11 protein-coding genes and 1 CRISPR repeat array are annotated in these 16,535 nt (G+C 74.1%); of the genes, 3 read left to right on the plus strand and 8 right to left on the minus strand.

All coding sequences use genetic code 11. From position 1 onward, the window contains the following. Positions 1–35: 35 nt before the first annotated feature. Complete coding sequence (locus ACFU74_RS29555) at positions 36–1,754, minus strand: TlrC/CarA/OleB/SrmB family ABC-F type ribosomal protection protein (RefSeq protein ID WP_380762164.1); 1,719 nt, start codon at positions 1,752–1,754, stop codon at positions 36–38. A gap of 304 nt (positions 1,755–2,058) precedes the next feature. Then, entirely contained in the window at positions 2,059–3,576 is a 1,518-nt protein-coding gene (locus ACFU74_RS29560; RefSeq protein WP_380762166.1) for an oxidoreductase, read from the minus strand. A 188-nt stretch (positions 3,577–3,764) separates the two neighbouring features. Between ACFU74_RS29560 and ACFU74_RS29565 the strand changes: the two genes are divergently transcribed. Next, a complete protein-coding gene (locus ACFU74_RS29565) occupies positions 3,765–4,478 on the plus strand; it encodes a hypothetical protein (RefSeq protein ID WP_380762168.1) in 714 nt (237 codons plus the stop codon). A gap of 68 nt (positions 4,479–4,546) precedes the next feature. On the opposite strand, the gene ACFU74_RS29570 is transcribed toward ACFU74_RS29565, so the two are convergent. The 3 genes from ACFU74_RS29570 to ACFU74_RS29580 all read right to left on the minus strand — a co-directional run bounded on the left by ACFU74_RS29570 (position 4,547) and on the right by ACFU74_RS29580 (position 9,009). Continuing rightward, positions 4,547–7,261 (minus strand): toxin-antitoxin system YwqK family antitoxin, encoded by a 2,715-nt coding sequence (locus ACFU74_RS29570; protein ID WP_380762170.1) that lies wholly within the window; start codon positions 7,259–7,261, stop codon positions 4,547–4,549. A gap of 76 nt (positions 7,262–7,337) precedes the next feature. Continuing rightward, the gene (locus ACFU74_RS29575; RefSeq protein WP_380762172.1) at positions 7,338–8,045 is read right to left on the minus strand and encodes a hypothetical protein; all 708 of its coding nucleotides are present in this window, start codon (positions 8,043–8,045) and stop codon (positions 7,338–7,340) included. Positions 8,046–8,157: 112 nt separating this feature from the next. Beyond that, the gene (locus ACFU74_RS29580; RefSeq protein ID WP_380762174.1) at positions 8,158–9,009 is read right to left on the minus strand and encodes a hypothetical protein; all 852 of its coding nucleotides are present in this window, start codon (positions 9,007–9,009) and stop codon (positions 8,158–8,160) included. A 167-nt stretch (positions 9,010–9,176) separates the two neighbouring features. Here ACFU74_RS29580 and ACFU74_RS29585 point away from each other — a divergent pair, with 167 nt between their 5' ends. After that, positions 9,177–10,328, plus strand: a complete 1,152-nt coding sequence (locus ACFU74_RS29585) for a hypothetical protein (RefSeq protein WP_380762176.1) — start codon at positions 9,177–9,179, stop codon at positions 10,326–10,328. Positions 10,329–10,527: 199 nt separating this feature from the next. On the opposite strand, the gene ACFU74_RS29590 is transcribed toward ACFU74_RS29585, so the two are convergent. Beyond that, positions 10,528–11,250: a GNAT family N-acetyltransferase gene (locus ACFU74_RS29590; protein ID WP_380762178.1), complete on the minus strand. Its 723-nt coding sequence runs from the start codon at positions 11,248–11,250 to the stop codon at positions 10,528–10,530. Between the two features lie 76 nt (positions 11,251–11,326). Continuing rightward, entirely contained in the window at positions 11,327–12,064 is a 738-nt protein-coding gene (locus ACFU74_RS29595; protein ID WP_380762180.1) for a class I SAM-dependent methyltransferase, read from the minus strand. A 471-nt stretch (positions 12,065–12,535) separates the two neighbouring features. On the opposite strand from ACFU74_RS29595, the gene ACFU74_RS29600 reads away from it, so the two are divergent. Beyond that, positions 12,536–13,603, plus strand: coding sequence for a hypothetical protein (locus ACFU74_RS29600; RefSeq protein WP_380762182.1), 1,068 nt, complete (start codon positions 12,536–12,538; stop codon positions 13,601–13,603). 1,930 nt (positions 13,604–15,533) lie between these two features. Continuing rightward, positions 15,534–15,808: a CRISPR direct-repeat array (repeat unit 30 nt; unit sequence CTGCTCCCCGCGCACGCGGGGATGGTCCCC). Positions 15,809–16,019: 211 nt separating this feature from the next. Here ACFU74_RS29600 and ACFU74_RS29605 read toward each other — a convergent pair. Further along, positions 16,020–16,307 (minus strand): hypothetical protein, encoded by a 288-nt coding sequence (locus ACFU74_RS29605; protein ID WP_380762184.1) that lies wholly within the window; start codon positions 16,305–16,307, stop codon positions 16,020–16,022. Between the last annotated feature and the right edge of the window lie 228 nt (positions 16,308–16,535).

Consider the following 16,535-nt stretch of genomic DNA (forward strand, 5'->3'; position numbering starts at 1 on the left):
GGGGTGCCCCACCGGGCCGCGACGTCTTCCCAGCCTCAGCCGGTCATCGCCACCACCGCTGGGTGCCGGGTGACGCGGCCCTCCGCCAGCTCCAGGTGGCCGCCGGTGAAGCGGGCGCGCAGCCGGCGGTCGTGGCTGACCACGACCACCGCGCCCCGGAAGTCCGCCAGGGCCGCCTCCAGTTCCTCGACGAGTGCGGGGGAGAGGTGGTTGGTGGGCTCGTCGAGCAGCAGCAGGTCGACGGGATCGGCGACCAGCCGGGCCAGTTCGAGCCGGCGCCGCTGCCCGTAGGACAGCTCACCCACCCTCAGCCGCAGGTCGGCCGGACGGAACAGGCCGAGCGACAGCAGGTGCTCGGCGTGCTCCTCCGGGGTGCCACCGCGCCCGTCGGCGAAGGCCTGCGCAAGGGTCGGGCCCGCCGGCCACGGCGACTCCTCCTGCCGGAGGTGGCCGATCCGGCCCCGGGTGCGGACCGATCCCTCGTCGGGCGTCAGCTCGCCGGCCAGGACGCGCATCAGCGTCGTCTTGCCCGCCCCGTTGGGGCCGGTGACGAGCAGGCGCTCCCCGCTGCCGAGGCGCAGTTCCGGCACGGAGAGCCGCTGCCCGACCCGGACACCGGTGAGGTCCGCCGTCGGCGGCGCCGTCCGGCCGTCCGACCCGGCCCCCTCGGCGGCCGTGGACAGGCCGGCGGCGAACACCAGAGGATCGGCGGGCGGCGTCACCGGGGCGCCGGTCAGCCGCGCCACCCGCTCCTTGGCGTTGCGGATCCGGCTCATCGCGCCGTGCCCGCGGCCGCGCGAACGGAAGCCGCCGTGGCCGAACACCGCGAACGGCAGCTTGCGCGGGATCGCACCCAGGCGCACCACGTTCGTCCCGGCCAGCCGGCGGTTGCGTTCCAGCTCCGCGCGCCAGTCGTCGTACTCCTGGAGGCGGCGGCGCCGTTCGGCGGCCTTGGCGGCGAGGTAGCCGTCGTAGCCGTCGCCGTGGCGGGTCACCCGGCCCTCGCCGACCTCCAGGACGGTGGTGGCGACCCGTTCCAGGAACACCCGGTCGTGGGTGACCGCGAGCACGGTGCCGCGGTGTGCCCTCAGGTGCGCCTCCAGCCAGGCCACGGCCCGGTCGTCCAGGTCGTTGGTCGGCTCGTCGAGCAGCAGCAGCTCCGGGCCGGACGCCAGGGTCGCGGCCAGCGCCAGCCGGGAGCGCTCCCCGCCCGACAGCGTGCCCAACGGACGGTCCCGCTCCAGCCCCGGCAGGCCGAGCCCGTGCAGCGCCACGTCCACCCGGGCGTCGGCCCGGTAGCCGCCGCGTGCCTCGTAGCGGGCGAGGAGTCCGCCGTACACGTCGAGCGCGGCGGCGAGCTGCGGGCCCGTCAGGCCCGGAAGCGCGGCCTCGGCACTGCGCATCCGCGCCTCCAGTGCCCGGAGGTCAGCGAGGGCGAGGTCCACCGCGTCCTGGACGGTGGAGCGCGGCGGCAGGTCGAGCGACTGCGCGAGGTAGCCGATGCCGCCCGGGGCGGCCACGGTCAGCTCGCCGTTGTCCGGCCGGTCCCGCCCGGCGATCAGCCGCAGCAGGGTGGACTTCCCGGCGCCGTTGTCGCCGATGACGCCCGCCCGTTCGCCGGGCTTGAGGCTGAAGGACACCGCGTCCAGGACGACGCGGTCGTCGTAGCGCCGGGTGACGTTCTGGAGGGCGAGCTGGGAGGCAGCGGGGCGGGAGGTGGTGGTGTGAGAGGCGGTGCGTGGTGAGGTGGTCATATGGATGTCCCCTGGTCTCGGCCGAGCCGGGCCGATCGGAACGGGCGGGCACATCCGCGCACGTCGGGGCAGCCGCGTCACGCCGCCGAACGGACGGCGGTGCGTGGCGGGGGACCGGAAGCGCGGATGGAGACGGCGCGGCGCGGAGCCGGGCTCAACGCGCTCGCGCGGGGAATGTCACAGAGAACCCATGGGCAGAACCGTAGACCGGGCCCCCGGCGCCCGCAACGCATTTACGGGAGGGCCGGCGCGGGCCCGGGGACCGTCGGGCGTAGGCCCCGGTCAGGCCGAGGGCGGACGTGGCTCAGGCCCGGTTCAGCGTCCGGCTGATGCCCGCCAGGACCGCCGTGGTGAGGAGCCAGCCGAGCGCGGTCAGCGAGTAGCCGAACCACTGCTGGGCCCCGGTCCAGTACCAGGCGGTGCGCTGGCCGAGCCCGCCGATCGGGATGAGCAGGTCGAGGGTGTAGACGAGGGGGTTGAACGGGATGCCCTCGCCGGGCTTGACCTGCTGCGGCGCGCCGTGGCGGAAGACGAGGGTGCCGAGCAGGGCGAGGCCGCCGAGCCACAGCACGGCCTGCCACGGGCGGTAGCCGTAGCCGACGGTGGCGTCCAGCAGTCGGCCCCAGAGCCGCCCGGGCAGGCCGAGGGTGCGGCGGCGCCGGCGCTGCTTCTCCAGGAGGACCCGGCGGGCGTCGTCGTCGTGGCCGATCTTGCGGTACCAGGCGGCGAGTTGCTCGTAGGGCTGGGGGGAGTAGCCGGGCAGCGAGGCCAGCCAGGCCAGGCGGTGGGAGACGCGTTCGGGGGCGGCGTCGCTCTGGAGGGAGGTGTAGGCGAAGCCGTCGAGGCGGGTGTCGGCGGGCCAGCTGCGGGCGTTGTCGTGGAGGACGGCGGTCTGCGCGTCCTGGAGGTCGACGGTGCCGTCCGGGGTGGCGGCGGGGGTGAGCTGGAGGTCGCCGGTGGTCAGCCGCTTGCCGTCCAGGGCGATCGCGCCGCAGCCGTCCAGTACGGCGCTGTCCAGCGTGAGCCTGCTGCGGATCGCCGCGCCGGGCAGCCGGATCGAGCCGACGGCCGTGAAGCCGTCGGCCATGACCAGGGTGGAGGCGCTGAGGTCGTCGCCGGTGAGCGCGTCGCCGCCGCGGTTGTCGATCCGGGCCCGCTCCATGAACAGCCCGCCGTTGAACCGGGCGCCGACCAGCCGCAGGCCGCCGCGGGCGTGGAAGCCCTTGCGGGCGAAGCAGCCGCCGTCCATCACCAGGCCGCCGGCCCACATCGCCCAGACGCCCGGGGCGCGGGCCGGGTCCGGCTCACCGCCGTCGAGCAGTTCGGTGGCGGTGAGCCGTGCTCCGCTGAGCCGCAGTTCACCGGTGATGTGTGCGCGGGTGAGGGTGAGCCGGCCGTCGAGGACCGAGTCCTCGAAGAAGAGGTTGCCGTCGACCTTCAGCAGCCAGCCGTCGAGCCCGGGGATGCGGCAGCGGCTCAGGCTGGTGGACCGCAGGGTCGCGTCCCGCAGCACCACCTGCTCCTCGAAGTGGCATCCCTCGACGCGGAGTTCGCCGGCCGCAGTCAGCCCGCGCAGGTCGAGGCGTCCGGTGATGCGGGCGCCGATCAGGTGCAGCACCCGGACCGGGCCTGCGGGTCCGTCGCCGCCGAGCAGCGCGGTGGCTATCGCCTCGGCGCGCACCGTGCGCCCGTCGCCCCAGGCCGCGCCGCCGGCCGGGTCGTCCTCGACGGGGTCGCCGCCGCGCAGGTCGACCGGCGCGCCGGTGGCGCAGGCGTCCCAGACCCGCTGTTCGGGCCCGGTCAGGTCCTGGTACGTCAGCATCCCGCCCCCCTCGGTCGGTGATCACGTGCGGACCGCAGCCTAGCGTCCGGGATCGATGCTGCTCCTCCGGTTCTCTGACGATCCGTTGATCGTATGGATTCCGACGGCCGGAGCTGCTGACCCGGCGTCGCCCCGTTGATAGGTTGGCTCGCCGAGCCGATCCATGACGTCATCGCCCGGGGGGCCCGATGAGCCAGCCGCCGCAGTACCCGTACGGCCCGCAGGACCCGTACCAGCAGCAGCCGCCGCCCGTGCCCCAACAACCGCCGGCCGTGCCCCAGCAGCCGCCTGTCGTGCCCCAGCAGCCGCCCGCCGTGCCTCAACAACCGCCGGCCTACGGCGCCCCGCCGCCGTTCCCCGGCCAGGCGTACCCGGCGCAGCCGTATCCCGGGCAGCCGTATCCGGTGCACCCCGCGCCGTACGCGCCCCCGCTCGCGCCCCCGCGAAACTCCGGCAGCCCGGTGGGCGCGTTCTTCCTCGGCTTCGCCGCCTCGGTGGTCGTGTCGATGATCTACGGTGCGATCGCCGTCTTCACGTTCGACGAGGACCAGTCCAGGTTCAGCGTGCACGCGCTCTACCTGGCGCACGCCCTCGTCAACGGGGCGGTGGTGGGCCTGCTGGTGGGCCTGGTCGGCCGCCGCAGTCCGGGGGCGTGGATCGCCGGCGCGGTCGTGGCCGTGCTGGGCGCCTTCTTCGGCTACGTCAACGCGGTCCCGTTCATGGTGCTCCGGGACAGCGGGGTCGACGGCCTGGAGTTCATGCTGGAGCACGAGCCCTTCGGTCCGGTCAAGGGGTGGTGGGGCGGCTGGGACGGGACCGAGTGGCTCGCCCTGCTGGGCCTGGCGATCGCCGCGCTGGCGGCCTGGGGCACCGCCTTCCTGACGGGCCGCAACCGCCGCTGACCCGCCGGGCGGCGCCCGCGTCCCGGGTGCGGGCCGCTCGTCCGGCGGCTGCACCCGGGTCGCGTGCCCTACTGCGCTCCGGCCGGTCCGGCGCCCGGTGCGGTGTCGGCGAGCGCCCGAAGTCCGTCGGCGTCGCGCGGCAGACCGTTGAGGTCCAGCACCTCGCGCAGGTTGACGTTGAACTCCCAGGCCCCGGTGCTGTCGGCGATCGCGCGGACCACGGAGCGCTGCGCGTCCGTGAGCGGCTCGCCGTCGCCGTACGCCTCGGTCGGGAAGACGATGTCGAGCAGGGCGCGGGCGACGGCGACGGCGTCGATGGCGCCGACCTCGTCCAGGACGGCGGACAGCTCGGCCAGCAGCGGTTCGGCCTGCTCGGACGGCAGCAGCGCCAGGGTGGTGACCGCATCGGTGGCCGGTTCGCCCGACCCGAGGTACAGCTCGTCGAAGCCGACGGTGTCCGACTCGCCGCGGAGCACCTCGACGAGGACCCGGGCGCCCGGACCGGCGGGGGAGCGGCCGGTGCGCACCCAGGTCAGGGCGGCGCAGAAGCGCAGCAGCGGATCGTCGTCGGCGAGGTGCCGCTCCAGCGTGCGGAGGGTGTCGGGGCCGGCCCCGTGCAGGGCCAGACCGAGCAGGATCTCCGCACGGATCCCGGGCTCGGGTTCCAGGGCGAGGCGGTCGTGCAGGGCCGCGGCCGCCGCCGCGCCCGGCGCCGTGGCGAGCAGGACGACGGCCCGGCGCCGGATCTCCGCGTCCCGGTGGGCGGCCTGGCCGGTCCAGGTCGGCACGGCGTCGGCGAGGACGGTGAGGATCTCGTGGTAGGCGGGCTCGACACCGCTGTCGGCGAAGTGCTCGCGCGGGTCGGCCGCGTCGTCGGGGAGGGCGGCGAGGACGCCCTTGAGCTCGTGGGCGGCTTCGAGGTCGCCGTTGCGCGTCGCGATGTCGGCCAGGTACCTCAGCAGCGCCGTTCGGGCGTCGGTGTCCTCGACGCGGTCGACCAGTGCGGCCAGGTACCGGAACGCCGGCCCGGTGGCCTCCGCGACGGTGTGCTGGTGCAGCAGCATCTCCGACAACTGCCCCAGCGCCAGGGCGAACACCTGGAAGCCGGGGAACGCCAGCCCCTTGAGCAGGAACGGCACGTCGTCCGGGGAGCCGAAGAACGTCCCCAGCTCGCTCCACGGCACCGTCCCGACATCGTGCAGCTCCCTCGGCTCGGGCGCCGCGCGCCAGGCGTGCAGAGCGTGGGCGGTCCGGCCGAGACCCTCGTTGCGGGCGGGGTCGAGACCGTCGAAGGTCACGGTCCCCGGTTCGGCGCCGTCGGTGCCGAACACGCGCCAGGTCCCCACCGGTCCGCCGCGGATGCCGGGCTCGACGTACCCCTCGGCGATCACCGCCCCGTCGGCGTCCAGGGCGCGCCACCGTTCGGCCGCCGCCCCCTCGACCGTGACGCCGGTGGGTGCGACCTCGGCCGTCAGGGTGCCGTCGGCGTCGTACCAGTACTCGGTGAGCAGCACGTCCCCGCGCTCGGTGCGCTCGGCCCGCAGCGCGCCGTCGCCGTGGAACCGCCGGTGGACGGTGGTGCCGTCGGCGGGCCACTCGCGTTCGTGGGCGGGCACGCCGCCGTCGTACTGGCGCACCGACAGCGGTCGGCCGTCCGGGCGGTACCGGTTCACCCGGTAGGGGGTGCGGGAGCTCAGGTACGTCCGGTGCTCCACCGGCCTGCCGTCGGCGAAGTCGGCCTCCTCGTAGTCGTGGTAGTGGCTGCCGGGCTTGTAGTAGCTCGGCCCCTCGGTGTCGGAGGTGCTCTCCCAGGCCTGCTTCCAGAGCCGCCAGGTCCCGAGCGCCTTCCCGGTCACCGCGTCGATGTCGCCGACGACGAACGCCAGCAGGCCCGCCACCCACACGGCGTCCTCGGGGACCCCGTTCGACGGCACTGCGGGCGGGGTCCGTACCTCGGCGAGTTCCACGGCGCCGGTCGCGTCCGAGCCGAGCAGCCGCAGCGCCAGCTCCGGAAGTCCCTCGAAGGCGGCATGCCGCACCGCGCCCGGCGAGGCACCGAGGCCGGCCGCCAGGCACAGCTCGACCGAGGCGGCGTCCCCGTCGCGGGCCGCCTCGATCAGCGGGCTGGGCCCGGCAGCGCCCTGGGGGAAGCGGGCGGCCTCCTCGCCGGCGCGGTGGTGGACGAGCCGGTCCGGGGCGCCGTCCGCCGTCCAGTGCCGGGTCACGCCCACCAGCCGGCCGTCCGTGTCCCAGCGGGGAGCCGACCACTGGCCGGTCGGCCAGAAGGTGGCGATCTCCGGCACACCGGCCGGCCGCTCCGGCGCGGGCTCGCCGGCGGGGGTCAGCTCGGTGCCGTCGGCGGCGTAGCAGGCCTGACGGATCCGAACCCCCTGTTCGTACTCGTGGACCACGGTGCGCAGGGTCGGAGGCAGGCCGTCGAAGGAGAACGGGTCGCGGCTCGGGCGGTCGCTGCGGTGGCCGGTGACGGTGACCGGCGTTCCGTCGCGGTGCTCGGCGCGGACCGCAAGGGTGCCGTCGTCGTGGTAGCGCAGCAGCGTCCCGTGCCGCCGGCCGTCCCGCCAGTCACTCTCCTCCAACGGCGTCCCGTCGGGGCGCCACAGCCGCCACCGCCCGGTGGGCCCGCCGTCCTGCCACGCCCCGAGCCCCCACGCCGGCCACTTCGGGCCGCCGTCGTACAGCTCCCATCCTTCGAGGTACTCCGCCTCCGCGGGGACGCCCGCGGGTGCCGAAGTCCCCGCCCTCACATGCTGATCCTCAGACATGCCCCGTATGCAAGCACCTCCCACCGACATGCCGCATTCGGGGGTCATTTCAACTGACGGTACGTCAATCCGATGCTCAGGGGCTTGTACCGAGGGCCAGAGCGATCGCGAGGAGTGCCACCAGCAGGGCGAGCGCCAGGGGCCCGCAGCCGCCGGGTCGCCGGTCCGCCGACTGCGGCCGTGCCGAGGGCGGTGGCCCGTCGCGGCGGCCCTCCCTGTCGTCCTCCCCGTTCCCCTTCCCGTCCCACGTGCGCCCGTCCTCGATGCTCCCGGGCCGCTCGGGCACGTCCACCGCGAACGCCGCGCAGGCCGCGCCCTGCCGGGCCGCGACCGCGGCCACCCGAAGGGCCACCCCGGCCCGCGCGTGCGGCGCGCCGTGCACCCGCCCCGCCGCGTCGGACCCGGGGACGCCGAAGCGGGAGGCGATGTCCGGGCCCGGTCCGGCGAGGTCCGGCGGCACCGTGTAGCGCAGCTCGATCCGGCGGGTCGCCCCGGCGGGCAACGGCTCCTCGGCGGCCCGCCGGTCGAAGTCCAGCCGCCCCCCGACGGGTTCGACGGGTTCGACGCGGAAGCCGGTCGGGCGCGGCCCCTCGTTGTGGACGAGCAGGTCGAGGGTGACCGTGCCGCCGGCGGCCCCGAACCGGCGCGGCGGCTCGCACCAGGCCCGGACGCCCGCGTCCGGACCCGCCCGCAGATCGGTGCCGCAGTACTCGCCCGGGCAGTACGCGCCGAGCCGTTCGGCACCGTCCGTGCGGCTGCCGCAGAGTTCGCAGTAGAGCGCCATGCTCCCGCCTCCGTCCCGCCCCGGGGTTACCCGGCCGCCCGCCGGAGCAACCGCCGCCGCCCGGACCGGAACCGCTCCGTGACCGGCGTGGGGCCCGTCCGCCGGGGCGCGGTCAGGGCGACGACCCGGCGGTGGCGGGCTGTTCGGCGTCCCCGAAGCGGGCCAGGGTGAGCGCCCCGAACACCGCTGCCGCGAAGCCGAGGACGGTGAGCGGCGCGGCGTCGTGCCGGGTGCGGTCGCCGAGCAGCAGCACGCCGACGACGGCCGGGCCCAGGGTCTCGCCGAGCACCATGGCCGCCGTCGCCGCCGTGACCGACCCGTTCTGCATGGCCCAGGTGAGCGCGGCGAACCCGCCCAGCCCGGCGAACGCGACGGCGTAGGCGGCCGGTTCGGCCAACAGGCCCGGCAGCCGGGCGTCCGGGAGCACCCGCACGGCGACGCCGACCACACCGAACTGCAGGCCCGCGACCAGTCCCAGCAGCGGGGCACGCCGGCTCCCGCCGAGCCGTACCGCCGCCCACCCGGCCCCCGTCAGCAGCACCGCGACGATCAGCACGGCGAGCCGCAGCGCCGGGGTGCCGTGGCCGGGGCCGTCGCGCCCGGCGCTGACCGCCAGCACGCACAGCCCCGCGCACACCGCGGCCACCCCGGCCCACTCGCTGCGCCGCAGCCGCACGTTCAGCACCCGGGAGGCACCGACGGCGGTCACGGCGAGGGCGGAGGCGAGCACGGCCTCCACCTCGTAGAGCGGAAGCCGCTCCAGCGCGAGGAGTTCGGCGCCGAACCCCAGCATGTCCATCCCCACGCCCGCGAGGAACGGCCACTGCCGCAACGCCCCCGCCAGCGCGGCGGCCCCGCCGGGCCGCTGCCCGGCTGCGGCACGACGGGCCCCGGCCGCCTGGAGCACGGTGGCGGAGCCGGTGAGCAGAGCGGCGGCCAACGCCGCGAGCAGGCCGAGGGACATGCGCCGACCGTACGGTCCCGCTCGGCCCGCACCCCGCTCCGGCACGCCGGGTGCGCCTTCGCGCGGGCGGGCCGGGCCCGATTGTCAGAGGGGGGTTCTAGAGTGCCGACCAACGCCGGAGTACCCGGATCCGCCCGGGTGTCGCGGCCAGGAACCGGGGGTGCGGTGTGCGTTTCTTCGAGGTGACGGGAGCCCCGTCGGGCGAGGACCCGGCTGCCTGGCTCGCGTACGCGGAGCGGCTGACGGCCGCGGGGGATCCGCGGGGCGCGGCGATCCGGCTGGAGCGCGCCGGCGCGGACCGGGACCGTCTGGCCGAGGTGTACGGGGAGGTCGAGCGGTACCTGGGGCTGGACGCGTTGCGGGCGGACGGCTCGTGGCGGTTCGGCTGGTCCGGCGGGTTCCTGGACGAGGCGGCGTTCCGGCTGGCGCCCGGCGACCCGTCGCGGCGCCGGGCTCTGGTGAAGCGGCTCCTGACGGAGCGTCCGGGCGGCTACCCGGCGGATGTGGACCTGGACCTGGACTTGGAGTTGAGCGACCCCGAGCAGTGGGAGGGCGTCCTGATCGCCGCCCTGCTCACCCACCCGGTGAGCCACCGGCTGCGCGAGCTCGACCTGCGGCTCACCGACTACCACCACTCCGCCGAGCAGGCCGCGAGCGCCCTCGCCGGTGCGACCCGTCCCCGGCTGGAGCGCCTTTCGTTCGGCTACGACTTCGAGTTCCTCTTCGAGCACGGCAAGGGGTCGGCGGGCAGCCGCATCGACCCGATGGAGCACCACGGCGAAGGGCTGGTGCGGACGGAGATCTGGGGAGCGCTGCCCGCGCTGCGCACCCTGGAGCTGGAGGGCGCGTTCCTGTTCGCCTTCGTGGACCACGACGGCCTGACCCGGCTGCGGACCCGGGGCGCCGTGATCTCCGACGGCTCGGTCTTCCTCCCGGGGCGGCTGCCCGCGCTGACCTCCCTGGAGCTGGAGCTGGAGAGCGACGTCTTCGGGGTCGCGTGCTCGGTGGACCAGCTGGACGAACTCGCGACCACGGCGGACTGGTACCCGCACCTCAGGAACCTCGACCTCGGGAAGGTGGAGTTCGATGCCGGGACGTCCGAGGTGCTCGCGGCCCTCGCGGAGTCGCCGCTGCTGCCACGGCTGGAGGCGCTGACGGTCCGCGACCTGGTGATACCCGAGGAGGAGGGTGGGCCGTTGCGGCTGGCGGCCCTCGCGCCGCAGTTCGCGCACCTCGCACTGCGGGTGGCGGGCGCCGTCGAGGTGGAGGGCGTGGGTGAGGAGGAGGTGGGCCGGGTGCTGCCCGCGCTGGTGCCGTGAGCGCACACGTTCACCGGGCCGGTCCCGGGGCCTTCCCCCGCTCCCGGAGGAACGGCACCGGCCTGGGTTCTCACCAGGTCGTTCGCGAGCCGCAGGCCCTCCTCACCGGCTGTGCCGGCGCCTGCCCTCACCTGCCACCGCGACATACCCGCTCAAGAAGAACAGACCTGGCCAACCCTGATCGGCACTCCGAGTCGGGCTAGCCCTCCGAGTCGGGCGAGACGATGTCCCACGTCCCGAAGTGGGTCAGACCGGCCGATCCGGCCAGGGCCACCGAGGCGTGGCTGTCGAGCTGGCAGCGGTACTGGGTCTCGTACCCCCTCGCGATCGCGTGCCGGGAGATCGCGCGTACCAGGTGCCGGGCATGGCCCTTTCCCCGGTGGGGCGGGAGCGTCAGCACGCCGAGGTCGGCCAGTGGCGCGTCATCCCACGGGTATGTGCTCGCCGCGCCCACCAGTCGACCGTCCTCGAACGCGCCGTAGACCGCCCAGTGGTCCAGTTCGACGTACGCGTCGTCGAGGTCCTGTTCCGACGCCGCCTCCTGGAACCGTGCGAACGCCTGCGCGTCGGCCTCGGTGAGTCGGCGAACCGAGGGGTCGTCCGACTCCCCGAGCAGCGTCTCCCGGGTCTCGTCGGTGAAGTAGAAGAGGTGGTCGGCCCCGTGCAGCGTGATGCCCGCCTGCTCCAGGCGCCGACGGAACTCCGGCTCGTCGACCGCCTGCCCTTCGTCCAGGTCCAAGGCGTCGGCAACCGCCGGGGTGAGCAGCGCGCGAGTCCGTCCACCGGTCGTCGTGAGGACGGTGAGCCGTTCGTGCTCCTCCAGGGCGGGATCTACGGTGACCCCGAAGGCGTCGTCACCACAGAGGAAACGGCTCGTCGGAGAGGGGGTTCGCCAGAACTCGGTGATGGCTGGAGGGAACATGCCGGTGCTTTCTGATTGTTGCGAGGTGCCGCCATGTCCCCGGCCGCCTCGGCCGAGGCCGACCGGTGCCGGCCGCTCAGGTGTGCGCGACCACCAGGAATTCGCCGTCGCCGGAGCCGACGGGTTCGCGGTGCCAGCCGCCGTAGATCCGATCGACGGTGAAGCCGCCGTCCGTCAGCGACGCGCGGAGGACGTGCTCGCTGCGGAAGGCGAGCGTTCCCGTGCTCCGTAGTTCCCCACCGTCGGAGAAGCGGTAGTACTGGGAGAAGCTCACCACGCCGGGCCGGTCCTCGGTCACATCGTTCCACAGCGCGACCTCGCGGCCGTCGGGGAGGGGGACGTGACGGAGCGACTCGGCCGGGGTCCACTCCTCCCATTCCCGGGGCCGTGGGTCGCGGGCGTCGAAGACGATCCGGCCGCCCGGCAGGAGGCTCCGCCGCAGATCGGCGAGCACCTGCGCCCACGCTTCGTCCGTCACGAAGAACTGTGCGACATGGCTGCTCATGACGGCCACGTCGAAGGCCTCGTCGGGAAGGTCGCGCGAGGTGCCCTCCGTCCAGGTCACCGTCTGCGCGCCGGGCTTCGCGCGGGCGGCGTCGAGCGACGCCGCGGCGGGGTCCACTCCCGTCACCGCGTGTCCGGCGGCTGCGATGCCGAGAGCGAGGCGGCCCGTGCCGCAGCCCAGGTCGAGGACACGCAGGCGCTCCGCCGCCTCCTCGATGACGGAGAGGAAGAAGTCGTCCCGGTACGACCAAGGGAACTCGGCGTCGTAGACAGCCACGAGCCGGGGGTCGCGAAACTCGGCGTGGAGCATGATCGGATCGTAGAGGGAGCATCTGGGCGGTGCCACCGACCATTCGGCCGCTGTTCGTCATCGTCACCCCGGCGAAACTCCCGCAGGAGCGGTCGGCTGGACTCTCGCGAAGCCCGCCGGGACCGACCGGGCGACGGTCACGGTCACCACCGTCGCCGCCCGGAAGTCTCCGGACTCCCCGGGTCCGGGCCGAATCCTCCCATCACGGCCCTGTTCTCCCGAAGCTATGGCGAAGTGACAAGCAGTTCTCTGCAGCGGATCCGGGGTGTGCTGGTCAGCGGTCTGGATCTTCCGGGTCTGTCGGGGGCCGTGCTCGGTGAGGTCGGTCCGGTCACGACGGCCGGAGGGGCTTCTGGCCGGACGACACCGAGGCGGACCTGCGCGAGAATGAGCCCGGCATGGACCGGTTCCGTATCACCTGCTGTTCACGTTGCCGCGGGGTCGAACGGACGCACCGAGGGGATCAGTGTGGTGGCGACGATCACGGTGGACGTGGCTGTTCCCGACGCGCTGCGGCCGGTCGTGGATGTGGCAGCGTTGCCGGCGGTCCTCGGTGACGCGGGGCCGGCGTGGCTGGTGCTGTCCGAGGACGGACGGCTGGCGCGGTGGACGCCGACGAGCGGCGAGGTGCAGGAGGTGGCCCGGTACCGGGAGGAGAGGCCGGCGTCCGAGTTCGGTGGCGGCGTTCGACTGCGGCTTCATGTGTCTCGATGCGGCCGTTGGGCGGCGGTGGTTCAGGACCGCGGTCGGTACGGCACCGTCGTCGATCTCACCACCGGTTCGCCGGCGTTGAAGCTGGACGGCGGGGACTACTGCTGCGGAACCGTCCCGTTCGCGTTGGCGTTCGCCGAACACGGTGGCCGACCGGTTGTCGTCCATCGCACTGACTGGAACCGGTTGGATGTCACCGATCTCGTGTCCGGCGAGGTGCTCACGGCGCGGGACAGCCCGGACGGGGACGAGGAGGAGGATGCGGAGTACGACCTCGACTACTTCCACGGCGCGCTGGCGCTGAGTCCTGACGGGACTCGTGTCTACGACGGTGGTTGGGTGTGGCAGCCGTGGGGGATGCCGGCGGTGTGGAGCCTGACCGCCTGGCTGCGCGACAACCCGTACGAGTCCGAGGGCGGGCCCAGCCATGCGGTGTATCCCGAGGTCTCGGAGTGGAACCGGCCGGTGGTGTGGATCGACGACGGGCGGATCGCGGTGCACGACCCGGGCGATGCCGGCAGCGGTACCATCCACGTCCTCGACCCCGCCTCGGTCGAACTGCGCTCGCCGGGCGTCCGATGGATCAAGGCGGTCGCGACGTTCCCCTGGCCGGTCGGCGATCTCGGCTTCTTCACCGACGGAGAGCATCTGCTGATCGCCGACGAGGCCGGCCTGCAGGGCGTCGACATCACCAGTGGACAGCGGGTGTTCGCGATCGACGGGTTCCGCCCGGTGCGTCAGGACCGGCATACCGGAACGCTGATCCAGGTCGGCAGCGCCAGTGCCCGGTTGTGGACGCCGCCGCAGTGGACTGCGCGCGCCGGCTGAGCAAGGGACGCCACTCCTCGGTGGCCGGCATCCTCCAGGTGCTGGCCAGGTGCTGGCCGGGCCCTTGCCGGGCACGCCGAGCGCGAGGCGTATCCCGAAGCTGGCGAGAAGGCCGCCGCCGACTTCGCCCCCTCAGAGTCGGCGAAGTCCAAGGCTCAGCCTGCTACTTGTCACCTCGCCATGGCTTCGGGAGAACCGGACCTTCACCACCGGGAGGCCGTCGGCGGAACCGCTGATGTCGCCGCCGTGCCGCCCGGGCGGCGTCCGGCGGGCTGGAGGGCGCCGTGTTGGGAGCGCACCGAGGGCAACGGCCTCGCCGGACCGGCTGGCTGGCTGCTCCAGACGCCCGGCTGCTGGGGCGACGCCACCTGCGCCGACCGGCCCGGCACCCGAGCCCTGCTCGCCAGGACGACCGCCGACGTCGCCGCCGCCACCCGCACCGTCGGTATCTCCACCCTCGCGCCGTTCCCCGACGGCGGGTTCCAGGACGCCCTGGTGGCCGGTCTCAAGGCCTTCGTCGCCGCAGGCCGCCGCGCCGGTCTACCACGCCAATCTGCTGCCGTCGCGGTATCGGGACGACCTGGTGGCCCGCCTCGGCCCAGCTGCCGGCTCGGTCGGCCTCAGCATCGCCTCGATGACCGCCTCGCGCACCGCGTTCTCCTGGAAGCACTCCAAGCTGCTGGTCGTCGACGGACGCACCGTCATCTCCTGGCATCAACGGCTGAAAGGCTGGCTACCTCGACGCCGCCCACCCAGTCTCGGACGTCGACCTCGCGCTGACCGGCCCCGCCGTGACCTCCGCCGCCCGGTACCTGGACACCCTCTGGGAGTGGACCTGTGCCCGCATCGGAGTGTTCGACAACGCCTGGTACGCGTCCTCCGATCCCTCCGGCGGCGGTGCCTGTCGCCCGTCGATCGAGCGCGAGCCCAACCCGCCGGCCCCCGCGGCCGGCACCGTCCCGGTGATCGCCGTCGGCGGCCTCGGCTTCGGCATCAAGGACGCCGACCCCAAGTCCGCCTACCGCCCCGGGCCCGTACCCGGCGCGGCGGACGCCCGGTGCAGCCCCTCGCACTGCACGACAACACCAACGCCGACCGCGACTACGAGACTGTCAACCCCGAGGAGAACGCCCTGCCCGCCCCTCGCCCGCTACGACGCCCGCCTCCACGAGACGCCCGCCGCCGACTCGCGGTCGGCGTCAGGGTGCGGATCGCGGTCGGCAGCGGCGGCTACTCGCAGATCAAGTCGCTCACCGAGATCAGCGACCTCCTCAAATCCCGCCTGACCACGCTCACCGCCGACCCGATCCGACCCGGCCCGGGCGAAGGCGGCACTCTGCGGCAACCTCCAACGCGCCACCGTCCGCGCCGCCCCGGCCGCCGCCTGGGCCGACGGCCACCCGTACGCGCTGCACCACAAGCTGGTCGCGGTCGACGACGAGGCGTTCTACATCGGCTCGAAGAACCTCTACCCGGCCTGGCTCCAGGACTATTGCCACATCGTCGAGCACCCCGGGGAAGCGGGGCAGCAGGACCGGGAACTGCTCGCCCCCGAGCGGGACTACTCGCGCACGACGGCCACCGTCGACTGGACGACGGGGCTCTGCCGGGCCTGACCGCACACCTCACCTCGGCCCTGCGGGCCACGAGTAGCGGCCGCAACGCCAACCAGGGCACCCTGCTGCCCCTACGATTCCGCGCGACCACCGCCGGACCTCTCCGGACCACCTGAGAACCACGAGCCGATGGGCGCACGTTGTTGGTGTTGCGCAGGAAGTCGGCCGGCCCGACTTCCTGCGCAACCGAGGCCGATCCTGGATAGGCTGCTCCAGCACCCGCCTGCGAAGCACCCCAAAAGTCTGAAATGCCCGACTCTCGGCAAGTTGCAAAATCCCGCCCCACGCCCGTATAAACCCGCAGCTCACGAGCTCTGCTCCCCGCGCACGCGGGGATGGTCCCCACGACGCGTGCGCGGCCGCGCTGGTGACGACCTGCTCCCCGCGCACGCGGGGATGGTCCCCGGGGCTGGGTCGCCGGGTACTCGGCGGACCTCTGCTCCCCGCGCACGCGGGGATGGTCCCCTGACCGTCACCGCGATCAACGCGGGCGGCGACTGCTCCCCGCGCACGCGGGGATGGTCCCCTACCCGGGTACCACGGCCAGCTAGAAGGGCAGCTGCTTCCCGCGTATGCGGGGATGGCGCTGGCACCATCCTTGCGATGCTCCTGGTGGTGTTCGTGAGGGAGCGGAGGTCGTGGGCTTGGGCTCCATGCGGGTGTGGGACTGGATTCTGCAAGGGTCTTCGGACGAGGCCATGTGGGGTCACAGGCGCTTGACCGGCAGTGGGCATGGTGACACCGCCCAGGCGGCTGACAATTCGGCAAGAAGGCAACCAGAGCGTCAGGTGGTCCGAGGATCAGGACTCCGAGCCGTGCCCTCCACGTCCGTCCAGCGGTGAGGGGTCGGTGGCCGCGGCGCCGTCGCGGCTGCGCTCGCGGGCGGCGCGGCAGGGGAGGTGGCGGGTGAGGGCGTCGCTGCAGTTGGCGGCGGCCATCCGTTGCAGCAGGGCAGCCAGGCGGGTGACGAGTGGGCGCAGCCGGGCGCGTAGGGCGGCGTCGGCGCGGGCGTCGAGGTGCTCGATGCCGGAGCAGAGGCGCGTGACGAGGTGTGCGGTACCGCGAACGGCGCGGCGGAGGTGGCTCACGCGAGTGCAACCGGTCGGTCATCCGCCCGGTTCCGGTTCGGGGCCAGGTGGCCGATGGCAGACCCGTGGCCGTGCGCCGGGCGTGGACCGGGCACGCCCGGCGCGCCCGGTCCGCGCCCAGTGCACTACCAGGGGTGTCACTAGGCCGAGCATCACGGGGAGGGCGACCGACAGCGGGTACTGGATGTGGCCGGTGGATGCGGCTTACCGGTCTCATCTTCCACATGC

Source organism: Kitasatospora sp. NPDC057500 (assembly GCF_042802195.1).
Classification (GTDB): Bacteria; Actinomycetota; Actinomycetes; order Streptomycetales; family Streptomycetaceae; genus Kitasatospora.